Genomic DNA, 23,904 nt, shown 5'->3' with positions numbered 1-23,904 from the left:
AGACTGTCTATCGAGCTTGCATACAACCAGCGGAGAAAACCGCATCGAGATGGTCGAGAGCGGCGGCGACGCGCTGCCGTGCCTGGTCCTTCAGCGGGAGGACAGGGCGTGGCGGATCGACGTCGCACAGGTTCAGAAGCCTGGCGACGACATACATCACCCTAAAACTGCCGAATTCCTTGAACAGCGCCCAAAGCGGTCCGAATGCGGCGTCGAGTCGCTCGACGGTCGCAGCGTCCCCGGCTTGCGCCGCTCGCGTCAGGGCCAGGGCCTGTGACGGCAGAAGTCCTGCGACGACGGAATACCAGGCGTCGCTCCCGGCGAGCAGCGCAGGCGCGCCGCCCCAGTCGCCGCTGTAGCCGATCCTGAATGCCGACCCGGTCGCAGACCGGAGGGAGGCAAGTTCGGACGTGAAGTCACCACCGGACGGCAAAGGCATCTTCACGGCTTCGATGTTCGCCACCTTCGACAAGCGGGAAATGAGGTCCAGGCTGAAGGTGAACCTGGTCGTGCCGGGATTGTTGTAGATGCAAAGCGGGAGTTGCCCCGCGTCGGCGACTGTGGCGAAGTGTTCGAAGACCTCGTCGTCGACGAGCGGCGTATAGGAAACCGGAGCGAGGAGCAGGCCATCGGCGCCCGCAGCCTTCGCGTCACGGGCAAGGTCCACGGCATCGCTGGTCCGGATCGCTCCGACGCCGACAATAACCGGGATTTTGCCGCCGACCGTGTCCATTGCCGTTTCGACCGCCCGTCGACGCTCTTGTCGCGTGAGGAAAGCATAGGCGCCGGTACTGCCGAGCAGTCCGATGGAGTCCGCTCTCGCCTCCTCGATGTTCCTCAGAAGGCGCGCGAGGGCGACGGGGTCGAGCCTGCCGGAAGCGTCCGCCGGGGTGATCGGGAATGCTGAAAGGCCTTGGAAGAGTGACATGAAGGAACCTTTTCAGATGCGGGTCAGGAGAAGCTTTAACCCGGCAAATCCGAAGAATACCGCCAGCGTGCCTTCGATCCAGCGCCGCGCCCGCCGATACAGGGCGACCATGGGAGCGGTCGAAAAGACGATCGCGTAGCCGCAGAAGATGGTGACGCTCAGCACCGCGCAGCCCGCGAGGATCACCAGAACCGTATGCGACGACGACCCGGGCCCGAGTCCCAGCGTCATCAGCGCGATCCATGCCAGGATCGATTTCGGATTGGTGAGATGCATCAGCAGTCCGCGCTGGTAGAGAGTGGCCGCCGTCGCCTTCCGTTCGTTGGTCGGGCGAAGCTGATCCTTGTCTGAAGAAAGCGCAGCCTTGCCCGCTTTGAAGGCGAGATAGAGAAGATACAGGCCTCCAACCAGCTGCAGGACCACGAGTGCCTGCGCGTATCGGCTGAGGATCGCCGAGACACCTGTCGCTGCCATCAGGCCCCAAAAGATCGAGCCACTGACGACGCCGGACGCGATTGCCAGTGCGGCCCCGCGGCCGTCGTTCATGGCGACGGCCATGATGCGCATATTGCTCGGCCCGGGACTGCCGGCAGCGATGACGTAGGCGGTAAAGACGATGATGAATTGGTGGAACTCGGCCAGCATTTTACTTCCCAGGAGGTGCAATCTGGCGTCATCAATACAAGCATAACTGGCCCTGACCTAGAACCAGTTTTGAATAAAAAGCGCTGGTCCAGTTGGCCTCAGGCCTTTGCCTGGCTGATTTTCCCGGTAATGTCTGGATCAACGAAACGTCTTCATTTGGGTAATCGCGAATGGTCCAGTCCAGCAAGCAGAATTCGTCGTCGGGAAGTTCGTCGTCGGGATTGGGCGCGCGCGGGATCTATGAGAACCTGCGGGAACAGATCGTGGCGGAGGTCTACGGCCGCGGAGACGTGCTTCCGTCGGCTCGTGCACTGGCGGTCGAGCTTGGCGTCTCGCGAACGACTGTGACGTCCGCTTACGAACAGCTCGCCGCCGAGGGGTTCGTGGTCATTCGACATGGCGCTCGGCCACGGGTGGCCATCAAGGTCGCGCACAGCGAGCCGGGAGACCTCGTTGATACAGCCGCAGAGCCACACAGCCTCTCCGCTTTCGCAGAAAGGCTTCGATCCCGAGCCATCCCGATGCGGGTTGCGTCGGAGAAGCTCGTCGCCGACTTCCGCTACGGCGACATGTCGGCCTCTGACTTCCCGACCCTTGCCTGGCGAAAGGCCATGAACGATGCTGCGCTGGGACGGCCGCTCAAGCTGTCCTATGGCGACCCCTGTGGCTTGATCCGCCTGCGTGCCGCCCTGCAGGGCTATCTATGGCGAGCGCGCAGCATCCGGTGCGAGGTGAGCGAGATCGTCGTCGTCAACGGCTCTCAGCAGGGACTGGATCTCTGCGCCCGCCTGCTTCTCGATGAGGGCGACGGCTTCGCCATCGAAGAGCCCTGCTACCCGATGGCACGGAGCGTCTTCGAGATGACAGGAGCCATCGCCGCCCCGGTGGAGGTCGACGCCGAAGGCATCAGGGCGGACTTGCTGGCGGATGTTGACGCGCGGCTGGCTTACGTCACGCCTTCACATCAGTTTCCCCTCGGAAGCGTAATGTCGATGGGTCGACGCCAGCAACTGCTAGGATGGGCGAAAGAGAAGAGGGCCTACATCGTCGAGGACGACTACGACAGCGAATATCGTTTCGACATGAACCCGATACCGCCGCTTCGCGCGCTGGGAGGCGCGTCGAACGTCATCTATATCGGTACGGTCTCGAAGACATTGTCGCCGTTGCTGCGGATCGGCTACGTCGTCGTTCCGCGTGAGTTGCAGGAGGTTTTTGCCCATGCCAAGCGGCTGACGGACAGGCATGCCCCCAGCCTCGAACAGGAGGCGCTTGCGACCCTGATGGAAACCGGCGCCTACGAAAGCCACGTGCGCAAGGCCCGGCGTCAAAATGCCCGCCGACGTGCAGCGCTCCTGGACGCTCTGCAGGCGGAATTCCGCGATCTCATTCGGGTCGAAGGCGCAGAGGCCGGTCTGCACGTCGTCGTCTGGTTTCACGACACGCCGCCCTCCATGGCGGCATCGTTCATCGATAAAGCCGCCGCGCTCGGAGTTGGCATCTATTCGATATCGTCGCATTACTTCGACCAGACATTGGATTTCGAACAGACATTGGATCGCAGCTGCCTCGGCCTGGTGATGGGATACGCAAGTCTGACCGAGGGCCAGATCCACAGAGGACTAAAGCTCCTTCGACGTGCTTACGAGGAGGCAACAGGCTGCGGCGATGTATCGTAGGTGCTTTACGGCCTGCTGAGGGAACAGGCGCGCGCGACGCCGAAGGCAGCCTCGGCACCGCGCGGGTGGTGATCTGCCGCTAGAGCGCTTTGCGTTTTGGTGGACCAAAACCGCGCTCTAACTCCTTGTTTTACGCATTTTGTTGGACGCCAAACCAAGATTTTTGGCTGCAAAATGCTCTAGAACCACCGCCGTTCAGGCTCGGACCTCTTTGCAATCACAATTCCCAAGAGAACGCCGAGCACGCCGCCAAGCATCATCGCCGTAGAGATCGTGCCTGGGTTCTGCTGGACGGTTTCGGTCACGGTGTGTGCCTGGCTACGCAATTGCCGGGCTGCGCGCGAGGCCCGTTCGGCGGCGCTCTCGTACCAGCCCTGTGCCTCCTCGGCACGGTCGGAAAGGGTCCGATTTATTTTGGCGATTTCGCGACGAAGCTCGGCGATCTGTTTCTTCATCGCTTCCTGCGCGTCGTTTGCCGCCTTTGAGGTGCCTGCCATATTGGTGGTCTCCGCCATTGGATTTCTCCCTTTGGTAATCATATCCCCCATGGTCATCAGATAGGGGAAACGGTCGCGGACGCGCAGGGTTCCTTGCCCCGAAAACGCGCCGCTGACTGCGTTATCAAGCATCCCCTCGCACCCGCGCGTGGCGGGCAATGATGCTCTCCTCGTCGGTCGCGACGACGCGTATTTCGACCTTGCTGTCAGGTCGGCTTATGATCCCGGCATGGGCGGCATTGGATGGCTCGTCGATCGCCACGCCAAGCCAATCAAGCCTTTCGCATATTGCCTTGCGGACCGGCGCCGAGCGCTCGCCGATGCCGGCGGTGAACACCAGGCATTCGAGGCCGCCCAGCGTGTTGGCGAGCGCGGCAGCTTCCCGTGCCGCCCTGAAGGCAAAAAGCTCTACCGCTTCGCGGGCGTGGGGGTCGTCGCTCGCTTCCAGCGTGCGCATGTCGCCCGAGATGCCGGATATTCCAAGCAGCCCGGATTGCTCATAGAGCATATGCTGCAGAGCCTCTCCGGCGATGCCTCGTTCCAGGACGAGGTACAAAAGCACGCCCGGATCGATGGCGCCGCAACGCGTGCCCATGACCAGCCCGTCGAGCGCGGAAAAGCCCATCGTCGTGTCGAAGCTTCTCCCGTCGCGCATGGCGCACAGGCTCGCCCCGTTGCCGAGATGGGCGACGATCGTCCGCTTCGCTGCAAGCGCCGGCGATATCGCCTTGAGCCGCCCGGCGATGTACTCGTAGGAAAGACCATGAAACCCGTAGCGGCGGATTCCGTCCGCATCGTATTTGCGCGGCAGCGCGAAGCGGCTGACGATCGGGTCGATCGCCTGATGGAAGGCGGTGTCGAAGCAGCCGACCTGCGGCAGATCCGGCCGCAGCGCCGCAAGTGTGCGGATCGGCGCGAGACTGCGGGGCTGGTGCAGCGGCGCAAGCGGCGTCAGCCTGTCCAGGGCCTCGATCACGACCGGCGTCAGGCGGACGGGTTCGACGAACTCGCGCCCGCCATGCACGATGCGGTGACCGGCGCAGACCAGTTTCCTGCCGCCAAGTTCGCTCTCGATCCAGCGGAGCAAATCGCCGATGCCCGTATCGCGTGCGTCTCCGGCAAGCCGCCGATCACATTGCGCTGTTCCGTCGGCCGCTTTCGCGCTGAGCCTCGGCGCATCGCCCAGATCCAGCGTGCCACGCGAGACAAGTTGCAGTTCGGCGGACGGCTCAAGATCGTATAGTCCGAACTTGATGCTGGAGGAGCCGGCGTTCAGTGCAAGAATTGCCTGTCGCATCAATCGCCAGCCTTCGTCGCGCTGTTCTCGGGCCAGTTCCACTCCTGGATCTCGGGCATGTCTTCGCCATGCTCGCGGACGTAAGCCTTGTGTTCGGCAAGCTTCCCGTGAAGTTCGGCGGCAAGGTCTTTCGCCCGTTCGGCGAGCCCAGGCACGCGTTCGACCGCCGCGAGCGCCAGGTGGTAGCGGTCGATCTCATTGAGCACGACCATGTCGAACGGCGTCGTCGTGGTGCCTTCCTCGCGAAAGCCGTGCACGTGCATGTTGTCATGGTTGGCGCGCCGGTAGGTCAGGCGGTGGATGAGATAGGGATAGCCGTGATAGGCGAAGATGACCGGCCTGGCCTTCGTGAACAGCGCGTCGAAATCCTCGTCCGCCAGGCCATGCGGATGCTCTGAATTCGACTGCAGCGTCATCAGGTCGACCACGTTGACGACGCGTACCTTCAGGTCGGGAAGCGCCGAACGCAGAATGTCGGCGGCCGCGAGCGTCTCCAGTGTCGGCACGTCGCCGGCGCAGGCCATGACCACATCCGGATCCTCGCCCTTGGCAACCGTCCCGGCCCACTCCCAGATCCCCGCCCCCGCCCTGCAATGCACTTCCGCGGCTTCGACAGACAGAAATTGCGGCGCCGGCTGCTTGCCGGCGGTGATGACGTTGATGCGGTTATAGGTTCTCAGGCAATGGTCGGTGATCCACAGCAGCGTGTTGGCATCCGGCGGGAAATAGAGCCTGACCGTGTCGGCCTTCTTGTTGGCGACGAAATCGGCAAAGCCCGGATCCTGGTGGCTGAAGCCGTTGTGATCCTGCCGCCAGACATGCGAGGTCAGCAGGTAGTTGAGGGAAGCGATCGGCTCGCGCCAGGCAAGTTCGCGGGATGTCTTCAGCCATTTCGCATGCTGGTTGACCATGGAATCGACGATGTGGATGAACGCCTCGTAACAGGAGAACAGGCCATGGCGGCCGGTCAGCAGATAGCCCTCCAGCCATCCCTGGCAGAGATGCTCGCTGAGCACTTCCATGACGCGGCCGTCCCGGGAGAGTTTTACGTCATAGGGCTCTATCCGCTGCATCCAGACCCGGTCGGTAACCTCGAATACCTCGTCAAGCCGGTTGGAGGATGTCTCGTCCGGCCCCATCAGCCGGAAATTCCCGGCCTGCGCATTCAGGCTCATGACGTCGCGAAGATAGCCCCCGAGAACCCGCGTCGCCTCGGCCTTGGCGCCACCCGGACGCGGCACATCGAGCGCCAGGTTTTTCCAATCGGGAAGCACGAGGTCGCGCTTCAGCAGTCCGCCATTGGCATAGGGGGTTGCGCCCATGCGCTTGGATCCGGTTGGCGCAAGCGCCGCCAGCTCTGGAAGAAGATGCCCGCTGTCGTCGAACAGCTTTTCCGGTTCGTAGCTCCGCATCCAGTCTTCAAGGATCTTGCGGTGTCCCGCATTGCTGCGGGCGTTCGACACCGGCACTTGATGCGAGCGCCAGAAATCCTCGACCTTCTCGCCATCGACCTCCTTCGGGCCGGTCCACCCCTTCGGGCTGCGCAGCACGATCATCGGCCACAGCGGACGCTCTCCTTGCCAGAACGGCGTACGGACGCGCTTCTGGATCGAGCGGATTCTGTCGAGCACGGTGTCCAGCTTGATGGCCATCAACCGATGCATGGGAACCGGCTCGTGACCTTCGACGAAAAAAGGTTCGTAGCCATAGCCGGCGAACAGGGCTCGCAATTCCACGTCATCCATGCGGGCAAGGATCGTCGGGTTGGCGATCTTGTAGCCGTTGAGATGCAGGATCGGCAGGACAGCGCCGTCGGATGCCGGGTTGAGGAACTTGTTGGAGTGCCATGCCGCCGCGAGCGGACCGGTTTCCGCTTCGCCGTCGCCGACGACGCAGGCGACCACCAGATCGGGATTGTCGAAGGCCGCGCCGAAAGCATGGACCAGCGCATATCCCAGTTCTCCGCCTTCATGGATCGAGCCGGGCGTTTCCGGAGCAGCGTGGCTCGGCACTCCGCCGGGGAACGAGAATTGCCGAAAAAGTTTCCTCAGGCCGTCTTCGCCCTGGCCGATTTCGGGATAGATTTCGCTGTAGCTGCCCTCGAGCCAGGTGTTCGCCACCATCGCCGGGCCGCCATGACCCGGGCCGCAGATAAACAGAACGTCGAGACCGCGTTGACGGATGACGCGGTTCAGGTGGACGTAGATGAAGTTGAGGCCAGGCGTCGTGCCCCAATGGCCAAGCAGCCGCGGCTTGACGTGTTCGGCTTTCAGCGGCTCGCGCAGCAGCGGATTGTCCATCAGATAGATCTGGCCAACCGAAATGTAGTTCGCGGCCCGCCAATAGCGGTCCATGAGATCGACCTGATAAAGGCCCGTTGTGGTCGCAGCTTTCTGAGCCTCGTCGTTCATCGAAAATTCTCCAGAATGCGTTCGCCCGTCGATATCTGGAGTGACATCGCTCTGGAGAAAGGATTTTCACGGAAATAAGTTCGGCTGGAGCCGCCATTTGCGCCCGCCAATCGCTCTTTTGCAGGAACCTGAAAGCTCGCCAATGGTTAAGGAGACTAGCCGCCGGCCATGAGTTGCCGAGGCCGAGCGCATACCCGATGAGCCGTCGGGCACGATTAGGGGACAATCGGGGGCTGTCTGCTCGCAAGAGGAGCAAAAAGATGCTCGATCTTTCCCACGCACGCAACCGAATGGTCGAAGTCCATCTCAGCCGCCGTGGCATCCATGACCGCGAAGTGCTGGAAGCGATGCGCGAGGCTCCGCGCGAGGCTTTCGTCGCTCCCGGCTTTGAAGAATTCGCCTACGAGGACGGGCCGTTGCCGATCGCCGAGGGTCAGACGATATCGCAGCCCTACATCGTCGCCTTGATGATCGAGATGGCGGAAATCGGAACGGGCGACCATGTCCTCGAGGTTGGCACCGGTTCGGGCTACGCGGCTGCCGTGATGAGCCGGATCGTCGAACGCGTCTACACGATCGAGCGCCACGCCGGGTTGGCCGAAACGGCGAGACAGCGGTTCCAAGAGCTTGGCTACGACAATATCGAAGTCCGCACCGGCGATGGCACCAAAGGCTGGCCCGACGCAGCGCCCTTCGACGCCATTCTGGTCGCCGCCGGCGGACCCGGTGCGCCGCTCGCGCTTCAGGAACAGCTCGACGTCGGTGGCAGGCTCGTCATCCCGGTCGGCGACGATCCGCATGATCAGCGCCTTCTCAAGGTCACCCGAACCGGCGCTGCAACTTACAGCGAGGAGGATTTCGGCGGCGTGCGGTTTGTCCCGCTCATTGGCGAGCAGGGCTGGCCCGAGAACGGCAATCGTATCGCGAATGATCGCCCGTCCGGACGCGCACGCACGCGCAGCCTGCCGGAGATGATCGCGGCGGCGGCCGAACCACTGCCGGATTTCGACGATCCGGCGTTCGGCGAATTGTTCGATCGGTTTGGCGACCGGCGCGTCGTCCTGCTCGGTGAAGCGAGCCACGGCACGTCGGAGTTCTACCGGGCCCGCGCCGCGATCACCCGCAGGCTCATCGAGAAGCACGGCTTCACCATTGTCGCTGTCGAGGCCGACTGGCCTGATGCAGCGGCGATCGACCGCTACGTCCGCCATCGGCCGCCACGCGCCAACGCCGATCCGCCGTTCCAGCGGTTTCCCACCTGGATGTGGCGCAACACCGACGTTGCGGCGTTCGTCGACTGGATGCGACATCACGACGAGCGCATCAGGCTATCGTCCCGGCTAGCCGGGTTCTATGGCCTCGACATCTACAATATGAGCGGATCGATCGCCGCGGTTCTGCAATATCTCGACCGGGTCGATCCGCAGGCAGCAAAGATCGCGCGTGAACGCTATGGCTGCCTGACGCCTTGGCAACATGAACCATCCACCTACGGCCGTGTCGCGCTCACCTCCGGCTACGAGAAATGCGAGCAGGCCGTGCTCGAACAATGCCGCGAACTGCTTGCCAGGCAACTCGACTATGCCCAGCAGGACGGCGTCGATTTCATGGATGCCACCCAGAATGCCCGGCTGATCGCTTCCGCGGAACGCTACTACCGGATCATGTACTATGGCGGCGCGCAGTCCTGGAATTTACGCGATACCCATATGTTCGAGACGCTCGAGCATCTGCTGGAAGCTCGCGGCCCCAACGCCAAGGCAGTCGTGTGGGCGCATAATTCCCATATCGGCGATGCCCGCTACACCGAAATGGGGATTGTCAGGGACGAAGTGAACATCGGCCAGTTCTGCCGCCAGCGCTTCGGCGACGAGGCAGCCTTGATCGGGCTCAGCACGCATTCCGGGACAGTCGCCGCGGCCTCCGACTGGGACAGCGAGATGGAGATCAAGCGGGTGCGGCCTTCCCATAGCGATAGCTACGAGCGGCTTTGCCATGATAGCGGCGTCTCGCGTTTCCTGCTCGACATCAAGCGCGACGATACGTTGCGCGAGCGGCTTCTGGAGCGTCGGCTGGAGCGCTTCATCGGCGTGATCTATCGGCCGGAAACCGAACTGCGCAGCCATTACGCGAATGCCTCTCTTGCCCAGCAGTTTGACGCGTTCGTCTGGTTTGACGAAACCGTCGCGGTGACGCCGCTTGGGCCAGAGCATGTCGGAACCGGCGTTCCCGACACCTATCCGTTCGGGCTCTAATGCATGTCGCGCAAAAGCATGCCCTCGGGCCTGACCCGAGGGTGCGCAGTGGTTTTGCGATAACGACATGCATAAAACAACAATCTAAAGCGCGTCGCGTGAGGCCGGCCAAATGCGACGCGCTTTAGCCGCCTCGCGGACAAGGCCCCATCAAGGTGAGTTTCGGCGGAACATTCATCGCGCCCTGCTGTTTCTAGAACAGGACCCTTTTCGAAGGAGTTGTGCCATGAGCGGAACCAAACATCCAAAGTGGAAAAAGCCGAGCGATGCCGATCTGAGGAACAATCCCGGCATCGGCAGCTCCAAGGGCACGATCAAGGAAGGCGACGAACTCTTGCTCGAAGGCGAAAACACCATCGAGGGCGATGTCGAGAACGACACCAACGCCCTTGGCGGGATCAATCCAAGGCAAAAGATGCGGACGAACAAGTAGCGTCGCTGCGCATCCCACGCGCTATTCACTCCCAGCATAAAATGTCGCGGCGACAGCAATCGAGATCAGGCTCAGCATCGCCAGGCCTGCCTTGGCGACGTGCGAGGCTTCCCAAACATCGCGCAAGTCTTTCCAGTCGCCGCTTTGCTTCCGGCGGAGCAGTGAAAAAAACGTCGCGGCTGGTTTCGACACTGCGACGTCCTGCACCCAGAAATTGTTGACGGGATGTGTTACCAGCCAATAGGTCGCATGTTCCGCCACCAGGAAGACAAGGGCCGCCAAAGTCCACCAGAATCGACCGCCTGGATAGGGCGTGAGGTAAAGCAGGATGGCGAGTGCAATGATGCCGCCGATCTCGGCAAACCCGCCGATCGTGAAGCCGGGATAGTAGATCTCCTGCACAGATTTGTAGGTGGCCTCCTTGAGGCGCAACTTGCCGGGCAACTCCAACGCGTGTGCGAGCGACAGCGCCATTGCGATTGCGACCAGAAGAAGGGTGACAATCATGAACGCGCGCATGCTGTTCCTCCCTGAAGCGTCTTGGCAATACGCGGCGTACATAGCGTGCTCGCCGACACGGTAAAGGCGACTAAGGTGGAGCCGCCGCTCCATTATTCAACGCCGCTGGCATTGAGCCCCACCGCCAAGGCATGGAACCATCGTTCGGCGCGATGGTTGTCACCCTGGATGATCCTCCTCCGAGGAAACGGAAGGAGACACATGCCGCTGTGAACGACCCACGTCTAGGCCGGGGTCGACAGCGAGAACGAGCTATTCATTGGCGCCGGAGCTGTTGAGTGGAAACACATTGGCGCCGAGGAGATGTGAAGCAAGCTTCGGGGAGTCTCCGATGACCGATCCTGATCCAGACCCGAACAATCCCGTGCCGATACCGGATAATCCCAATCCTGAGCCGGCCCGGCCGCCTGCTCCGCCGGAGACTCCGCCTGGTGAGCCTCCGGGCGTTCCTCCGCCTTCGCCTGATCCCGTTCCCAGCCCCGAAAGGCAGCCCGTCGAAATTCCTCCCGATATACCACCGGAGATCCCCACGGAACCGACCTTCCCGGGTCCGACGGCCAGGGCATTGGACCCGGGGCATTGGACCCAGGAGTAAAAACCCGGCTGTAGAACGACGCCGTCGCCGGCCATTCCGGTTTTGGTCATTCCCCGATTTGGCTGGTCGAACGTTCGTTGAGCGTCGCGCCGGTTTGCGCATCGATCGCCGCCAGGCTGACCTCATAGCCCCACAGGGTCCGGATATGGCGCAGCGTCGCGTCGCGACCGGCCTCCTCCAGCATGATGCCGTTCTTCACCTTGTGCTCCAGTCGCAACTGCCGGTCGCCGAGCAGATCGACATCCACAACCTGGATATCCGGCCGGCTCGCGCCGATGTCGTAGCTCTGGGCGAGCCCGGCGCGTATCTTTTCGTAGCCACGCTCATTGTGTATCGACGCGACTTCGTAATGCGGCTCGCTGGCGGCGTCGGCGAGGACAAAGAACCGCCATTTCCGCATCAGGGCGGGGCTCAGATACTGGCGGATGAAAGATTCGTCGCGATGGTTCGCCCACGCGTCGAGCAGGGTTTCGCGCCAATTGCCGTTGCCGGCGATATCGGGGAACCAGTCACGATCCTCGGCGGTCGGCTCGGTCGCTATGCGCTGGATGTCCTGCATCATGTCGAGGCCCAACGCATAAGGATTGATACCGGAAAACCGCGGGTCGTCGAAGCCTGGCTGAAAGATCACGTTCGAATGGTTGCGCAGGATTTCCAGCATCGCGCCTTCGCTGATCAGGCCACGATCGAACAGCATGTTCATCAGCGTGTAGTGCACGAAGGTGGCGCAGCCTTCGTTCATCACCTGTGTTTGCCGCTGCGGATAAAAGTATTGCGCGACGACGCGGACGATCCTGACGATTTCACGCTGCCAAGGCTCCAGGACCAAGCTGTTTTTTTCCAGGAAGTAAAGCAGGTTCTCCTCGGGCAGCTTGAGCGTTTTCTTTCGCTCCGCGATGTTGGAATCCTTTGCCCCAACATTGTCTCCGCCCTTCGAAGGCGGCAGCGTGCGCCACAGATCGTTGTAAGAACGCTCTTCGTACTCCAGGCGCTCACGAACGCCTACACGCTGCCGCTCCGACGACAGCTTCGGCGGCCGGCGATATCTGAAGACCCCCTGTTCCATCAGCGCGTGGGCCGCATCGAGGATCGCCTCCACCGCGGCAACGCCGTGCCGCTCCTCGCAACGGGCAATGTAACCCTTGGCAAAGTCCAGATAGCTCAGGATCGCGCTGGCGTCCGTCCATTGCCGGAACAGATGATTGTTCTTGAAAAAATGATTATGGCCAAGCGCTGCATGAGCTGTCACCAGGGCCTGCAGGGCCATTGTGTTTTCCTCCATCAGGTAGACGATGCAAGGATTGGAATTGATCACCAGCTCATAGGCGAGCCCCCGCCCGCCTTTGCGATAGAGCAATTCCTGGTAGAGGAAATGCTTGCCGAAGGACCAGTGGCGATACATCAGCGGCATGCCGACCGAGGAATAGGCGTCGAGCATCTGCTGGGACGAGATGATCTCCATCTGCACCGGATAGATGTCGAGGTGAAGCTCTTCGATCGCGATCGCCTCGATCGCGTCGTAGGCGCGCGACAGTGTCTTGAAATCCCAGTCGGACCCCGAAAAGAGCAAACCTGATCTGCTGGTTTGGCCTGGTTTGCTGGTTGGGCCTGATTTGCTGGTTTGGCCCGACTTGCTGGTCTGGCCCGACGTGCTGGTCTGGTTCGCCATCGGCTCCCCTCAAGCGCTTTTCTGCAGGACCGGCTGCCTGGCAAAGAGCTGGCGAAAGACCGGATAGATGTCGGCTGCGTTGGCGATACGGCTCATCTGGAAATTCGGCCATCGCTGGTTGACTACGCTGTAGGCGCGCCAGAGCGAGGTCCCATTGTCGGTGGTGCCGAAAATATGGCTCTCACGTTCGTCGATGATCTCGACATAGGCGAAATACTGGCACAGGCGCATGATCTGGCCGTCCATCAGGCCGATGCAGCGCTCGGAATCGGTGACGAAATTGTCGCCGTCCGACGCCTGGGCGGCATAGATGTTCCACTCGTTGCTGGGATAGCGTTGCGCGATGATGCGGTGCATTTCCTCGAGTGCCGTGGAAACAACCGTGCCGCCGCTTTGCGTATTGTAGAAGAAGGTTTCCTCGTCCACCTCCTGCGCCTCGTGCGTATGGCGGATGAAGACGATTTCGGTGCGGTCGTAGCGCCGTTTCAGGAACAGGTGCAGCAGCACGAAGAAGCGCTTGGCCAGATCCTTCTCGCGTTCGCCCATCGAGCCGGATACGTCCATGAGACAGAACATGACCGCATTGGCATTCGGCACGGGCTGGGCGTCGAAACGGTTGAAGCGGATGTCGACGGGATCGACATAGGCGATCCGCTTGCGGCGGCGCTCAAGTCGCTCAAGCTCCTCCCGCAACGCTGCAATGCGCTGGCGTGCCGGCGCCGCGCTCTGCGGCTCGGCCTCCAGGAGTGCGAGTTGCTCCGCAATCGCATCGAGTTCCTCCTGCTTGGGGCGCCTTAGCGCAATCCGGCGACCATGGCTGTTTCGCATCGTGCGCCCGACATTGATGTTGGTCGGCGAACCGGTCGCAGCGAACCCGGCGCGGCGCGGTTTGAAGGATAGTATCTCCTTGAGGTTGAGCTTGACCATGTCGGGAAGTTCGAGATCCTCGAAAAAGAGGTCGAGCACCTCCTCGCGCGAGAGCACGAAACGAAAATCGTCCTCCGAGACCGTTTTCCCGGGAGACGAGCCGCCGCCGCCCTGGCCGGGCTTGGGAACCCGGTCGCCAGGGGCGAAATGCTTGTTGCCCGGCAGGATGTGCTGTCGCCTGCCGCTGTCCTTGGCATCGCTGAAGCTCGGCTCTGCTGTGCCCCTCGCCGGCATCGAGACGGTGTGCTCGCTGTCGACATCGGCGATCTTGCCGGTACGGATCCGATCCCGGATGGTTCGCTTCAGCTCTTCGCGCGCACGCTTCAAGAAGCGCTGGCGGTTGCCGAGGCTCTTGTCCTTTGGGTTCAGTCGGCGATCGACAAAGATCGGCATGGAACCATCCCGGCCGGACTCAGCCCGCCTTGTTCACCCGCATGTACCAGTCCACCAGCCGGCGGACCTGGCGTTCGGTGTAACCGCGTCCGACCATCCGATGCACGAACTCGGTATGCCGCTTCTCCGTTACGCTGTCCTGCTTGGAGCCGAAGCTGATCACCGGGAGCAGATCCTCGACCTGGCCGAACATCCGCTTCTCGATGACTTCGCGCAGCTTTTCATAGCTCGTCCACGACGGGTTGCGGCCATGGTTCCTCGCCCTTGCGCGCAACGTGAACTTCACGACCTCGTTGCGGAAGTCCTTGGGGTTGGCAATGCCGGCCGGCTTTTCGACTTGCGACAGTTCGTTGTCCAGCACCTCGCGATTGAGGATCTGGCCGGTATCGGGGTCTTTGTAGTCCTGGTCCTCGATCCAGGCATCGGCATAGGCGATGTAGCGGTCGAACAGGTTTTGGCCGTATTCGCTGTAGGACTCCAGATAGGCCTTCTGAATTTCATGGCCGATGAACTCGGCATAGCGCGTGGCCAGTTCCGACTTTATGAAGTCGAGATAGGCGGCTTCCGTTTCCTTGGGGAACTGCTCGCGCTTGATCGCCTCCTCCAGAATGTACATCAGGTGCACGGGATCGGCGGCCACTTCCTTGGTGTCGTAGTTGAAGGTCTGCGACAGGATCTTGAAGGCAAAGCGCGTGCTGACGCCGGTCATGCCTTCATCGACCCCGGCGGCATCGCGGTATTCCTGAACCGACTTCGCCTTGGGATCTATGTCCTTGAGGTTCTCGCCGTCATAAACGCGCATCTTGGTGTAGAGCGGCGAATTGTCATGCTCGGCCAGACGGGTCGAGACGGTGAACCGGCTGAGAATGTCGAGAACCTCCGGTGCACAGGAACTGGAGGCCAATTCGCTTTCGCGCAGCAGCTTTTCGTAGATCTGCCTTTCTTCGGTGACCCGCAGGCAATACGGCACCTTGACCACCAGGATACGGTCGAGGAATGCCTCGTTGTTCTTGTTGTTCTTGAACTGCAGCCATTCCGATTCGTTGGAGTGGGCTACGACGATGCCCTGATACGGGAAAGATCCGAAGTTTTCCGTACCGTTGTAGCTGCCTTCCTGGGTAGCGGTCAGCAACGGATGCAGGACCTTGATCGGCGCTTTGAACATCTCGACGAACTCGAGCAGCCCCTGCGTGGTCCGGTTCAGGCCGCCGCTGTAGGAATAGGCGTCCGGATCGGATTGGCTGAAATGCTCGAGCTGTCTTATGTCGACCTTGCCGACCAGGGCCGAAACGTCCTGGTTGTTCTCATCGCCTGGCTCGGTCTTGGAGATGCCGATCTGGCGTAGCCGCGAAGGCATCAGCTTGACGACGCTGAACTTGGAGATGTCGCCGGACAGTTCGTCGAGGCGCTTGGCCGCCCATGGCGAAATAAGACCGTTCAGCCGGCGCCGCGCGATGCCGTATTTGTCCTCCAAAAGGTCGCCCATGCGGTCAGGATTGAAAAGCCCGAGCGGCGATTCGAAAACCGGACTGATCTGGCCGCCGACCTTCAGCGTATAGATCGGACGCTCCTCCATCAGCTTCTTCAGCCGTTCGGCGAGCGAGGACTTGCCGCCGCCGACAGGGCCAAGCAGATAGAGAATCTGCTTGCGCTCCTCGAGCCCCTGAGAGGCATAGCGGAAATAGCCGGCTATGCGCTCGATCGTGTCCTCCATGCCATAGAACTCGGCGAAGGTGGGATAGACCTTGATTGTCCTGTTCGAGAAAATGCGGCCGAGCCGCTCATCCATGCTGGTGTCGATCAGGGTGGGCTCGCCGATCGCCTCGACCATCCGCTCGGGCGCCGAAGCATACATCGATTTATCCTCGCGGCAGGCAAGGAGATATTGCTGGATGCTTATCTCCTCCTGCGCCGCATTGGTGTAAATCTCCGAAAACAGATCGAAGACGTCGGAGTGGTTCTCGCGCATGGTATTCCTCGCCCCGGCCGGTCTGGTTGCTGTCGCCTCTTCACTCAACTGTCGGAAAGCCTTTGTGGTTCCCTATTACACGTAGTGCGTCCGCGACCGGATGTTAGGGGTCCAGACAGATATCGTGAACGCCTGGAAGTCAGCCAGCGAATGGCTCGCACAATGGAACGTTTCCGAGGGAAGTCCATTCTTCCACCAGCGCTTGCCGAGCGCAACAGCCCGCTGGGTACAAGTTGCCTTTCTGAGGGAATAAACCGCCCAGCAGTTGCCCGCGTTCAGCAGTTGCCCGCGTTCAGCAGTTGCCCGCGTTCAGCAGTTGCCCGCGTTAAGCAGTTGAATGGCGAATCACTGGCCATTCGGCGAAGAGAGTTGCACTGCGGTGTCCAACCCTGCACCGGGAGCAACGGTTTCGCTCCTGCTCGGTAACGAAACGAGGGAAAGGAGATGTTCCATGTTCGAGAACACCATGTGGTTGATCGTCGTTGCTGGCGGCCCGCTACTGCTGGCAATCGTGCTCGCCTACGCACTCCTTACGTGGCGACGCCGTGGGCCTGCAGAGCGCAGAGAAAGCGATCGGGCCACCGAGCGACTGTATCGCGAGGAAAACGATCGCCCGGGCGGAGGCAGTTGAGAACCGCATCGGCAGGCCCGACTTTGGTCTTGCTGCTAGACTCCAACACTTTCGGGCCAAAGCGCCCGGATCTGCTTCGGCAACGCGTCCCGCACCTTGGCCGACTGGCCGAGGTCGACATGCCTGGCGAGTACCTTGAACACGGATCTCGTCGCATCCTCGGGATTCACCGGTCGAGTGGATTTCATCTCCTCGGCCACCCGCTGCAAAAAATCCTCCAGCGAACGGCTGCTCGTCGGCAGATCACGCGGCCGATACCGATCATAGTAGGCTCCGCGCACAAGAAGCGGCAGTTCAGCCCCCAAATTGGCAGCCAGTTCGATCTGCAGCCAATCCCGCAAGGTGCGTAGAACGGCTCCCAGCATATGCCAGGCCACGCGCCTGTCGGGCCCGTGATCGGCCATGATCTCGTCCAGCCAGATGTTTGTCGTCTGCAGGGTTTTGTCAAAAACTTCCAAGCCGGTTGCGCTCATCGTCGCCTCCTCTGGGCAATCCAACACCCGCCCAAATCACCCGCCCAAAATACCCGCCATGACGCGCAAACGGCGATCGAGCGCAATTGTTTCGTCACTCGTTGAAAATTGTCCAAGAGCTCTTTACGCGTACAGTTACGAACGGGCACCCCTAGGAGGCCGCCATGAAGAGCGATACCGAATATCTACGTCTCGCCGTGGAGATCGCCACCGAGAGCCGGGCGAGTGGCAATCATCCTTTTGGGGCGCTCCTGGTCGGGCCGGAAGGCGACGTGCTGCTTTCGTCGGGCAACACCTACGCCCGGGATCGCGGCGTTGGCCACGCAGAGGCAAACGTGGCCCGCGCGGCCGCGCAGCAATACGACCCGACCTTTCTCGAGCGATGCACTCTGGTGACCTCGGTCGAGCCGTGCTGCATGTGCGCCGGGGCCTGTTACTGGGCTGGCATCGGCACCGTGGTCTACGGACTCAGCGAAAGGCGGCTGGCCGAGCTGACCGGAGACAATTCGGAGAATCTGACCCTCGATCTGAGTTGTCACCAAGTGTTCGCCGCCGGACGGCGCCATGTAGCAATCCGTGGCCCATTCCCTGAACTCGAAGAAGAGATCGTAACCGACCACAAGGATTTCTGGTGACCGAACCAAAAAGGACTGCTGTGAAGAATCCGTAGCCTCTGCGGCGCCACGAGCTCCGGCCACTTCCGGCCCAAAGGTTTGACACGCGAGGCCCGCGTGTTGTTGCAGAAAGCCATCGACGCGTTCATCGCAAATCCCGGTGCGCATCTCAAGACTCGCGCGCAAAACCGCCGACACGCAAAACCGCCGACTGGAACCTACATTCGGACTCGACCGACACGTTCATTCCACCAGTTGGAAAGCTCAGTTGCCCGGAACCTTCCTCCCCTCTCGCCGGTTTACCGCGGAGGGGTTGCAAATGGGTCGATATTTCAGCCTGTCAGCTGCGTCATTGTTGCTCGCGAGCGGCTCTGCCGGCGCCCAGTCGAGCACTCAGTCGGCACTTGAGCCCGCGGGAGCGGAAGCGCAGCAGATAGAAATGCTGTTTTGGGTCATGCTAAGCGGCGGCGCCGTCATTTGGCTGGGCGTGGTCGGCCTGCTTCTTCATGCAGCCCTGGTCAATCGCCGCAGGCTGGCCGAAAAATCTGCCAGCAGCATCATCCTTTGGGGCGGCGTAGTCTTCCCCTCGGTCACGCTTTGTGCGCTGCTCGCCTATGCGCTGTGGCTGATGCCTGGCCTTCGGCCCTTCGCCCAGGCGAGCCCCGCCGCCCTGCGGATCGAAGTCACCGGCAGGCAGTTCTGGTGGGAAGTTGTCTATCACCCTCCTCAGGGACCGCCGGTCACTTCCGCCAACGAGATCAGGCTGCCGGTCGGCGAGCGGGTCGAATTGACCCTGAAAAGCGCCGATGTGATCCATTCCTTCTGGGTCCCACCGCTCGGCGGCAAGATGGACATGATCCCCGGCCGCACCAACAGGCTTTCGATCATGGCCACCAAAGCTGGTATATTCCGCGGTCCGTGCGCGGAATATTGCGGCACGTCTCACGCGCTGATGGCGTTCTCGGCCGTCGCCATGGCGCCCGAAGCCTTCCGGTCCTGGCTTGCCGCCCAGGCAATTCCCGCGGAAGGGGCCGGCGCGAGCGGCGGCGCGCTGTTCCTGCGCCATGGCTGCGGGTCCTGCCATTTCGTCGCGGGCACCGATGCGCGCGGCCTGATCGGCCCGGATCTTTCGCATATCGGTTCCCGCGCCACCGTCGCAGCCGGAATCCTGCCCAACACCGAAGACGCCGTCACCCGCTTCATCGCCCGGCCCGACCTGATCAAGCCTGGCTCCGGGATGCCGGCCTTCGACATGTTGCCGCCGGACGATATTCGCGCCATAGCCGCCTGGCTGAGGGGCCTGCGATGAGCGCTGCGGTCAAGGAGCGTTCGCCGGAAGAATACAAGGTGCAGGAACAGCGGCTGCGCGCTGTGTGGGCCAATCCGACCGGTTGGCGCTACTGGACCTCGGTGAACAATTACCAGATCGGCCTCTGGTACGGCTCTGCGGCCTTCGCCTTCATGCTGTTTGCCGGCGTGCTCGCGCTCTTGATGCGGATGCAGCTCGCTGTGCCAGACAACGATTTTCTCTCGGCCGACTTCTTCAACCAGGCTTTCACCCTGCACGGCACGGTGATGATGTTCCTGTTCGCGGTACCGATCTTCGAGGCGGTCGCGATCTTCCTCCTGCCGCCGATGCTGGGCGCCCGCGAAATGCCGTTTCCACGCCTCGGAGCGTTCAGTTTCTGGAGCTTTTTGCTCGGCGGCATCTTCGTCTGCGGCTCGATCTTCTTCAATGCGGCGCCGTCGGCAGGCTGGTTCATGTATCCGCCGCTCGCCACCGACAAGGAGTTCTCCGGCATTGGCGCCGACATCTGGCTGCTCGGTCTTTCCTTCATCGAAGTCGCCTCGATCGCGGCCGCCGTCGAGCTCATCGTCGGCATCATGAAATGCCGCGCGCCGGGCATGCGCATCAACCTGATGCCGCTCTTCGCCTGGTACCTGCTGATCGTCGCCGGAATGATCCTGTTCGCCTTCCCGCCGCTGATCGCCGGCGATCTCCTGTTCGAGATGGAACGGATGTTCGATTGGCCGTTCTTCGATGCGGCGCGCGGCGGCGACCCGCTCCTGTGGCAGCATCTGTTCTGGATATTCGGCCATCCAGAGGTCTACATCATCTTCCTGCCGGCCATCGCGCTGATGGCCATGATCGTGCCGACTTTTTCGCAGCGTCCGATCGTTGGTTATTCCTGGATCGTGCTCGCGGCAGTCGGGACGGGGTTCCTCTCCTTCGGCCTGTGGGTGCACCATATGTTTGTGACAGGCCTGCCGCAGATCTCGCTGGCCTTCTTCTCGGCGGCCTCCGAGGCGGTGGCGATACCGACCGGCGTGCAGATCTTCGTCTTCATCGCCACCATGCTGGCCGGCCGGGTGATCTTCTCGACCCCGATGCTGTTCGGCACCGGAGGGCTTGCCATCTTCGTCATCGGCGGACTGACAGGCGTCATGGTGGCGCTCGCACCCTTCGACTGGCAGGCGCACGACACGTATTTTGTCGTTGCGCATCTCCATTATGTGCTGATCGGCGGCATGCTTTTCCCGGTGGTGGCCGGGCTCTATTACTATTACCCGCTGATCGACGCGAAGAAACTCTCCGACCGGATGGGGCGGATCGCCTTCTGGCTGATGTTCTGCGGCTTCAACATCGCTTTTTTCCCCATGCATCTGAGCGGCTTGCGCGGCATGCCCCGACGCGTCTTCACCTATCCAGCCGAAATCGGCTGGGACTGGCTGAACCTGATCTCGACGGCCGGAGCCTTCATTTTCGCCGCGGGCGTGCTGGTGGTCGTCTTCGACGTGCTCAGGCCAAAGCACCGGCAGCCGCGCGGCGAATTCAACCCGTGGAATGCCGGCACGCTGGAATGGATTTCCGAGCCGGAGGAGAACTGGGGCGTCCGCTCGATACCCATCGTGCGCAGCCGCTACCCCTTGTGGGACCAGAAGGACCTTGCCCGCAAGGTCAACGAAGGCCGCTATTATCTGCCCGACGCGGAAGAGGGATGGCGCGAGGGACTGGTCACCACCGTGCTCGACGCCGAACCCGTCCAGGTGCTGCGCGTCGGCGGCACCTCGCATGTCACCATCGTCTCGGCTCTTTCGCTCGGAGGCGCCTTCATCGCGCTTACCTTCCACTGGTGGATCGCGACGGCGCTGGCCGCAATCATCTGCTTTTGCGCCATCATCTATTGGCTCTGGACGGGCACTGGCGAAATCCCCGAGAAACCGGAAAAGGATGTCGGCCTGGGCCTCAGCCTGCCGCTTTATGCCTCCGGCTCCGATTCGGTCGGCTGGTGGGCGATGTTCATCACCATGGTGGGCGATGGCACCGCGTTCGCCAGCCTCGTCTTCGGCTATTTCTTCTACTGGACGATCCATGCCAACTTCACCGCGGGGATTGCCGGGCCCGATGCGGTCTGGTCGCTGGTGGCTGCCAGCCTGTTCGCTGCGGCGTGGGGCCTGATGGTGGCGGCACGCACGGTCAACAGGCGCGGCGCTACGGCCACTATGCGCGGCTTGCTGGTGCTGTCCCTGCTAACGACCGTTGCCGCGTCCGCCACAGGCCTGGCCGCGCCATTGTCTCCAGGCATGGACCCGACGCGCCACGTCTATCCCGCAATCGTCTGGATCCTGGTGATCTGGGTGCTCGCCCATGCAGCGCTCGGCACAGTCATGCAGGCCTATTGCCTGGCCCGCTCGCTGGCCGGCCGACTGACACCGAAGCATGACCTGGATCTAGGCAATGTGGTGCTCTACTGGCATTTCCTGTTGATTGCCGCCGTCATCACCTTCGCCACAATCGGCCTCTTTCCGGCAGCGATGTGAGGCGGCGATGCGGCTCGTCCCGAAACAGATCGAGACACTGTGGACGCTGTTCACCGCGCCGGTGGTGTGGGCTGCGCATTTCCTTGTTTGCTATATCGGCGCGGCGATCTATTGCGCCAAGCCCGAGCTTGTCGGGCTGAGTTTCAGCGCTGTGCGCGCCGGCATCGCCGCCGCCACCGTGATCGCCCTGTCGCTGATTGCGCTGTCAGCATGGCTCGCCTGGCGGCAATGGGGCTTCGGCACAGACGATCCGCCGCATGACGATCCGACGAGACGCGACCGGACCCTGTTCCAGGGCTTTGCGACGCTGCTGCTCTCGGGTCTCAGCTTCATCGCCGTGATCTTCACCGCGATGCCCGCGTTGTTCCTGACGGAGTGTATCCGGTGAGACGCGCCTGCCTCATCCTCGGCATCCTTGTCCTCGCCCTGGTCTGGCTCGGGCCGCTGCTCGATGGCTGGCGGGATTCGTTTTCGGCGCACATGCTGGCGCATATGGGAGTGGTGGCGATCGCAGCGCCGCTGATGGCGATTGGGATCCCGCTCGGCCCGACACCAGGTGCAAGCCGGGCGTTCACCCTCGCGCTACCCGCCTCCCTCGTCGAACTCATGATCGTCTGGTCCTGGCACGCACCGGCCTTGCGGGCTCTGGCGCAAAGCTCGCTGTTTGTCACCGCTGTCGAGCAGGCCACGTTCCTCGCCGCCGGGCTGTTCCTGTGGCTGGCCTGCCTGCCGCGCCGCGGCTCGGACACCACAGGCAATGCCGCCGGCGCCTTTGCCCTGCTTCTGACGTCCATACACATGACCTTGCTCGGCGCGCTGCTGGCGCTGACCCCGCGGCCGCTTTATGGGACCGGCGAGACAAGCTGCTTCGGCGTCGCGCTCTCCGCCCAGCAGGATCAGGAACTTGGTGGCGTCATCATGCTTCTGGTCGGCGCCGCGGTGTACGTGGCCGGCGGCGTGACGCTTTTCGCGCGCATCCTCGCCACACCACCGCGAAAGACGGTCTGATGCATATCGGCTGGAAGAAGCTCGCCATCGCGCTTGCCATTCTGCCCTTTGTCGTGGTGCTGGCGGCTTGGATCGGCTTTTTCAATGTCGGTGCCTCGAGCGGCCACTGGAAGATCACAGAATGGTTTCTCCATTTCGCCATGCGATCGGCTGTGCGCACCTATGCCCTGGCGGTCGACGTTCCAGAGGCTCTGCCGCGCCATGCGATTCAGCCGGCCGCCGGGCATTTCGCGCGCGGCTGCGCCATTTGTCACGGTGCGCCGGGCGAGCCGCGATCTCCTGTCGTCTTGAGAATGCTGCCGCAGCCGCCTGACCTTGCCGGGACCATCGGCGAATGGTCGGACGCGGAACTTTTTCGTATCGTCAAGCACGGCGTGCGTTTCACCGGCATGCCGGCCTGGCCGACGCAGGAACGCGACGACGAGGTCTGGGCGATGGTCGCCTTGCTGCGCGAACTGCCGTCGATGGACGAAGCCAGCTATCGTGATCTCGCCTATGGCGAAAGGCCTGCGCCTCCTGCAGACGCTGCCAGAACCCTGCCGCAAGCGCTCGCGGATTGCGCCCGCTGCCACGGCGAGGACGGTTTTGGGCGCGGTTCCGCGATACCCGTTCTGGCCGGGCAGAGCGAGGCCTATCTCCTTGAAAGCCTGCGTGCCTATGCCGAGGAAGGCCGGGCAAGCGGATTGATGAGCCTGCCAGCCATTGCGGCAGGGCCTCAACTCTGGCCGGACCTGGCCAAGCATTTCGCTGCCCTGCCGGCGATGCATCCCGGCGGCGGGGGCGATCCAGCACTTGTCCGGCGCGGCAAGGAAATCGCCGAGAGGGGCGTCAGGGAGGCCAATGTGCCCGCCTGTCTCGGCTGTCACGGAAGACACGACCGCAGCCCACTCTATCCCTCGATCGCCGGCCAGCCGGCGCGCTACATCGAGACGCAGCTTGGGCTGTTCAGGGCGGGAAAGCGGGGTGGAACGCGCTTCGGTCATCTCATGGTCAATGCGGCGAAGGGTCTGAAGGACGACGACGTCCGCGCGCTTGCGGCCTACTTCTCCCGATCGGCCGCTCCGTCCGCAACCGCAACGCGATAGGTGCGTTTGGGTTCTTTCAACTTTTTCGAGGTTCTGGTGAATAACTTGCTTACC

The 23,904-nt window shown here is 62.1% G+C and carries 20 protein-coding genes; 10 read left to right on the top strand and 10 right to left on the bottom strand.

Translation table 11 applies throughout. The features are described 5' to 3' along the window. Positions 1 to 7: 7 nt before the first annotated feature. On the bottom strand, positions 8 to 928 hold the full coding sequence (locus AC0L3D_RS06715) for a dihydrodipicolinate synthase family protein (RefSeq protein ID WP_128246184.1): 921 nt from the start codon (positions 926 to 928) through the stop codon (positions 8 to 10). A 12-nt stretch (positions 929 to 940) separates the two neighbouring features. Continuing rightward, positions 941 to 1,573, bottom strand: coding sequence for a LysE family translocator (locus AC0L3D_RS06710; protein WP_473643594.1), 633 nt, complete (start codon positions 1,571 to 1,573; stop codon positions 941 to 943). 170 nt (positions 1,574 to 1,743) lie between these two features. On the opposite strand from AC0L3D_RS06710, the gene pdxR reads away from it, so the two are divergent. Next, on the top strand, positions 1,744 to 3,252 hold the full coding sequence (gene pdxR, locus AC0L3D_RS06705) for a MocR-like pyridoxine biosynthesis transcription factor PdxR (protein WP_473643592.1): 1,509 nt from the start codon (positions 1,744 to 1,746) through the stop codon (positions 3,250 to 3,252). Between the two features lie 179 nt (positions 3,253 to 3,431). Here pdxR and AC0L3D_RS06700 read toward each other — a convergent pair whose 3' ends face one another. From AC0L3D_RS06700 to AC0L3D_RS06690, 3 genes are read right to left on the bottom strand one after another with little or no spacing between them, the layout of a single operon-like run. Further along, positions 3,432 to 3,908, bottom strand: a complete 477-nt coding sequence (locus AC0L3D_RS06700; RefSeq protein WP_473643590.1) for a hypothetical protein — start codon at positions 3,906 to 3,908, stop codon at positions 3,432 to 3,434. Next, complete coding sequence (locus AC0L3D_RS06695; protein WP_287180479.1) at positions 3,874 to 5,046, bottom strand: acetate/propionate family kinase; 1,173 nt, start codon at positions 5,044 to 5,046, stop codon at positions 3,874 to 3,876. The genes AC0L3D_RS06700 and AC0L3D_RS06695 overlap by 35 nt, the downstream gene beginning before the upstream one ends. After that, the gene (locus AC0L3D_RS06690; RefSeq protein ID WP_473643588.1) at positions 5,046 to 7,457 is read right to left on the bottom strand and encodes a phosphoketolase family protein; all 2,412 of its coding nucleotides are present in this window, start codon (positions 7,455 to 7,457) and stop codon (positions 5,046 to 5,048) included. The genes AC0L3D_RS06695 and AC0L3D_RS06690 overlap by 1 nt, the downstream gene beginning before the upstream one ends. A gap of 260 nt (positions 7,458 to 7,717) precedes the next feature. Between AC0L3D_RS06690 and AC0L3D_RS06685 the strand changes: the two genes are divergently transcribed. Together AC0L3D_RS06685 and AC0L3D_RS06680 are read left to right on the top strand one after the other, a co-directional pair. Further along, positions 7,718 to 9,712, top strand: coding sequence for a protein-L-isoaspartate(D-aspartate) O-methyltransferase (locus tag AC0L3D_RS06685; RefSeq protein ID WP_473643586.1), 1,995 nt, complete (start codon positions 7,718 to 7,720; stop codon positions 9,710 to 9,712). Positions 9,713 to 9,938: 226 nt separating this feature from the next. Beyond that, positions 9,939 to 10,145, top strand: a complete 207-nt coding sequence (locus tag AC0L3D_RS06680) for a hypothetical protein (protein ID WP_023797798.1) — start codon at positions 9,939 to 9,941, stop codon at positions 10,143 to 10,145. 21 nt (positions 10,146 to 10,166) lie between these two features. Here AC0L3D_RS06680 and AC0L3D_RS06675 read toward each other — a convergent pair whose 3' ends face one another. The 4 genes from AC0L3D_RS06675 to AC0L3D_RS06660 form a co-directional block, all read right to left on the bottom strand. Beyond that, entirely contained in the window at positions 10,167 to 10,757 is a 591-nt protein-coding gene (locus AC0L3D_RS06675; RefSeq protein ID WP_473643584.1) for a DUF1772 domain-containing protein, read from the bottom strand. A 548-nt stretch (positions 10,758 to 11,305) separates the two neighbouring features. Further along, entirely contained in the window at positions 11,306 to 12,928 is a 1,623-nt protein-coding gene (locus AC0L3D_RS06670) for a SpoVR family protein (RefSeq protein WP_128166565.1), read from the bottom strand. A 9-nt stretch (positions 12,929 to 12,937) separates the two neighbouring features. Beyond that, entirely contained in the window at positions 12,938 to 14,248 is a 1,311-nt protein-coding gene (locus AC0L3D_RS06665) for a YeaH/YhbH family protein (protein ID WP_473643582.1), read from the bottom strand. Positions 14,249 to 14,267: 19 nt separating this feature from the next. Then, positions 14,268 to 16,217, bottom strand: a complete 1,950-nt coding sequence (locus tag AC0L3D_RS06660; RefSeq protein WP_023797794.1) for a PrkA family serine protein kinase — start codon at positions 16,215 to 16,217, stop codon at positions 14,268 to 14,270. A gap of 451 nt (positions 16,218 to 16,668) precedes the next feature. Here AC0L3D_RS06660 and AC0L3D_RS06655 point away from each other — a divergent pair, with 451 nt between their 5' ends. Continuing rightward, positions 16,669 to 16,848, top strand: coding sequence for a hypothetical protein (locus AC0L3D_RS06655; protein ID WP_473643580.1), 180 nt, complete (start codon positions 16,669 to 16,671; stop codon positions 16,846 to 16,848). Between the two features lie 35 nt (positions 16,849 to 16,883). Here AC0L3D_RS06655 and AC0L3D_RS06650 read toward each other — a convergent pair whose 3' ends face one another. Further along, positions 16,884 to 17,321 carry a DUF2267 domain-containing protein gene (locus AC0L3D_RS06650; RefSeq protein WP_091596603.1) on the bottom strand — a complete coding sequence of 146 codons (438 nt, stop codon included), beginning with the start codon at positions 17,319 to 17,321 and terminating at the stop codon, positions 16,884 to 16,886. A gap of 164 nt (positions 17,322 to 17,485) precedes the next feature. Here AC0L3D_RS06650 and AC0L3D_RS06645 point away from each other — a divergent pair, with 164 nt between their 5' ends. The 6 genes from AC0L3D_RS06645 to AC0L3D_RS06620 all read left to right on the top strand — a co-directional run bounded on the left by AC0L3D_RS06645 (position 17,486) and on the right by AC0L3D_RS06620 (position 23,850). Then, positions 17,486 to 17,956 (top strand): nucleoside deaminase, encoded by a 471-nt coding sequence (locus AC0L3D_RS06645; protein ID WP_023797791.1) that lies wholly within the window; start codon positions 17,486 to 17,488, stop codon positions 17,954 to 17,956. A 298-nt stretch (positions 17,957 to 18,254) separates the two neighbouring features. Next, on the top strand, positions 18,255 to 19,244 hold the full coding sequence (coxB, locus tag AC0L3D_RS06640) for a cytochrome c oxidase subunit II (RefSeq protein WP_473629086.1): 990 nt from the start codon (positions 18,255 to 18,257) through the stop codon (positions 19,242 to 19,244). Continuing rightward, positions 19,241 to 21,757 carry a cytochrome c oxidase subunit I gene (ctaD, locus tag AC0L3D_RS06635; protein ID WP_473643579.1) on the top strand — a complete coding sequence of 839 codons (2,517 nt, stop codon included), beginning with the start codon at positions 19,241 to 19,243 and terminating at the stop codon, positions 21,755 to 21,757. The genes coxB and ctaD overlap by 4 nt, the downstream gene beginning before the upstream one ends. 7 nt (positions 21,758 to 21,764) lie before the next feature. Beyond that, positions 21,765 to 22,145, top strand: coding sequence for a hypothetical protein (locus tag AC0L3D_RS06630; protein ID WP_027151385.1), 381 nt, complete (start codon positions 21,765 to 21,767; stop codon positions 22,143 to 22,145). After that, positions 22,142 to 22,765 (top strand): cytochrome c oxidase assembly protein, encoded by a 624-nt coding sequence (locus AC0L3D_RS06625; protein ID WP_287238705.1) that lies wholly within the window; start codon positions 22,142 to 22,144, stop codon positions 22,763 to 22,765. The genes AC0L3D_RS06630 and AC0L3D_RS06625 overlap by 4 nt, the downstream gene beginning before the upstream one ends. Beyond that, on the top strand, positions 22,765 to 23,850 hold the full coding sequence (locus AC0L3D_RS06620) for a c-type cytochrome (protein WP_473643577.1): 1,086 nt from the start codon (positions 22,765 to 22,767) through the stop codon (positions 23,848 to 23,850). Before AC0L3D_RS06625 ends, AC0L3D_RS06620 begins: the two co-directional genes overlap by 1 nt. The last annotated feature ends 54 nt before the right edge of the window (positions 23,851 to 23,904 follow it).

The organism is Mesorhizobium sp. WSM4837 (genome assembly GCF_055811435.1).
The sequence above is the reverse complement of the archived record's forward strand: the minus strand, read 5'-3'. Positions and strand labels throughout refer to the sequence as shown.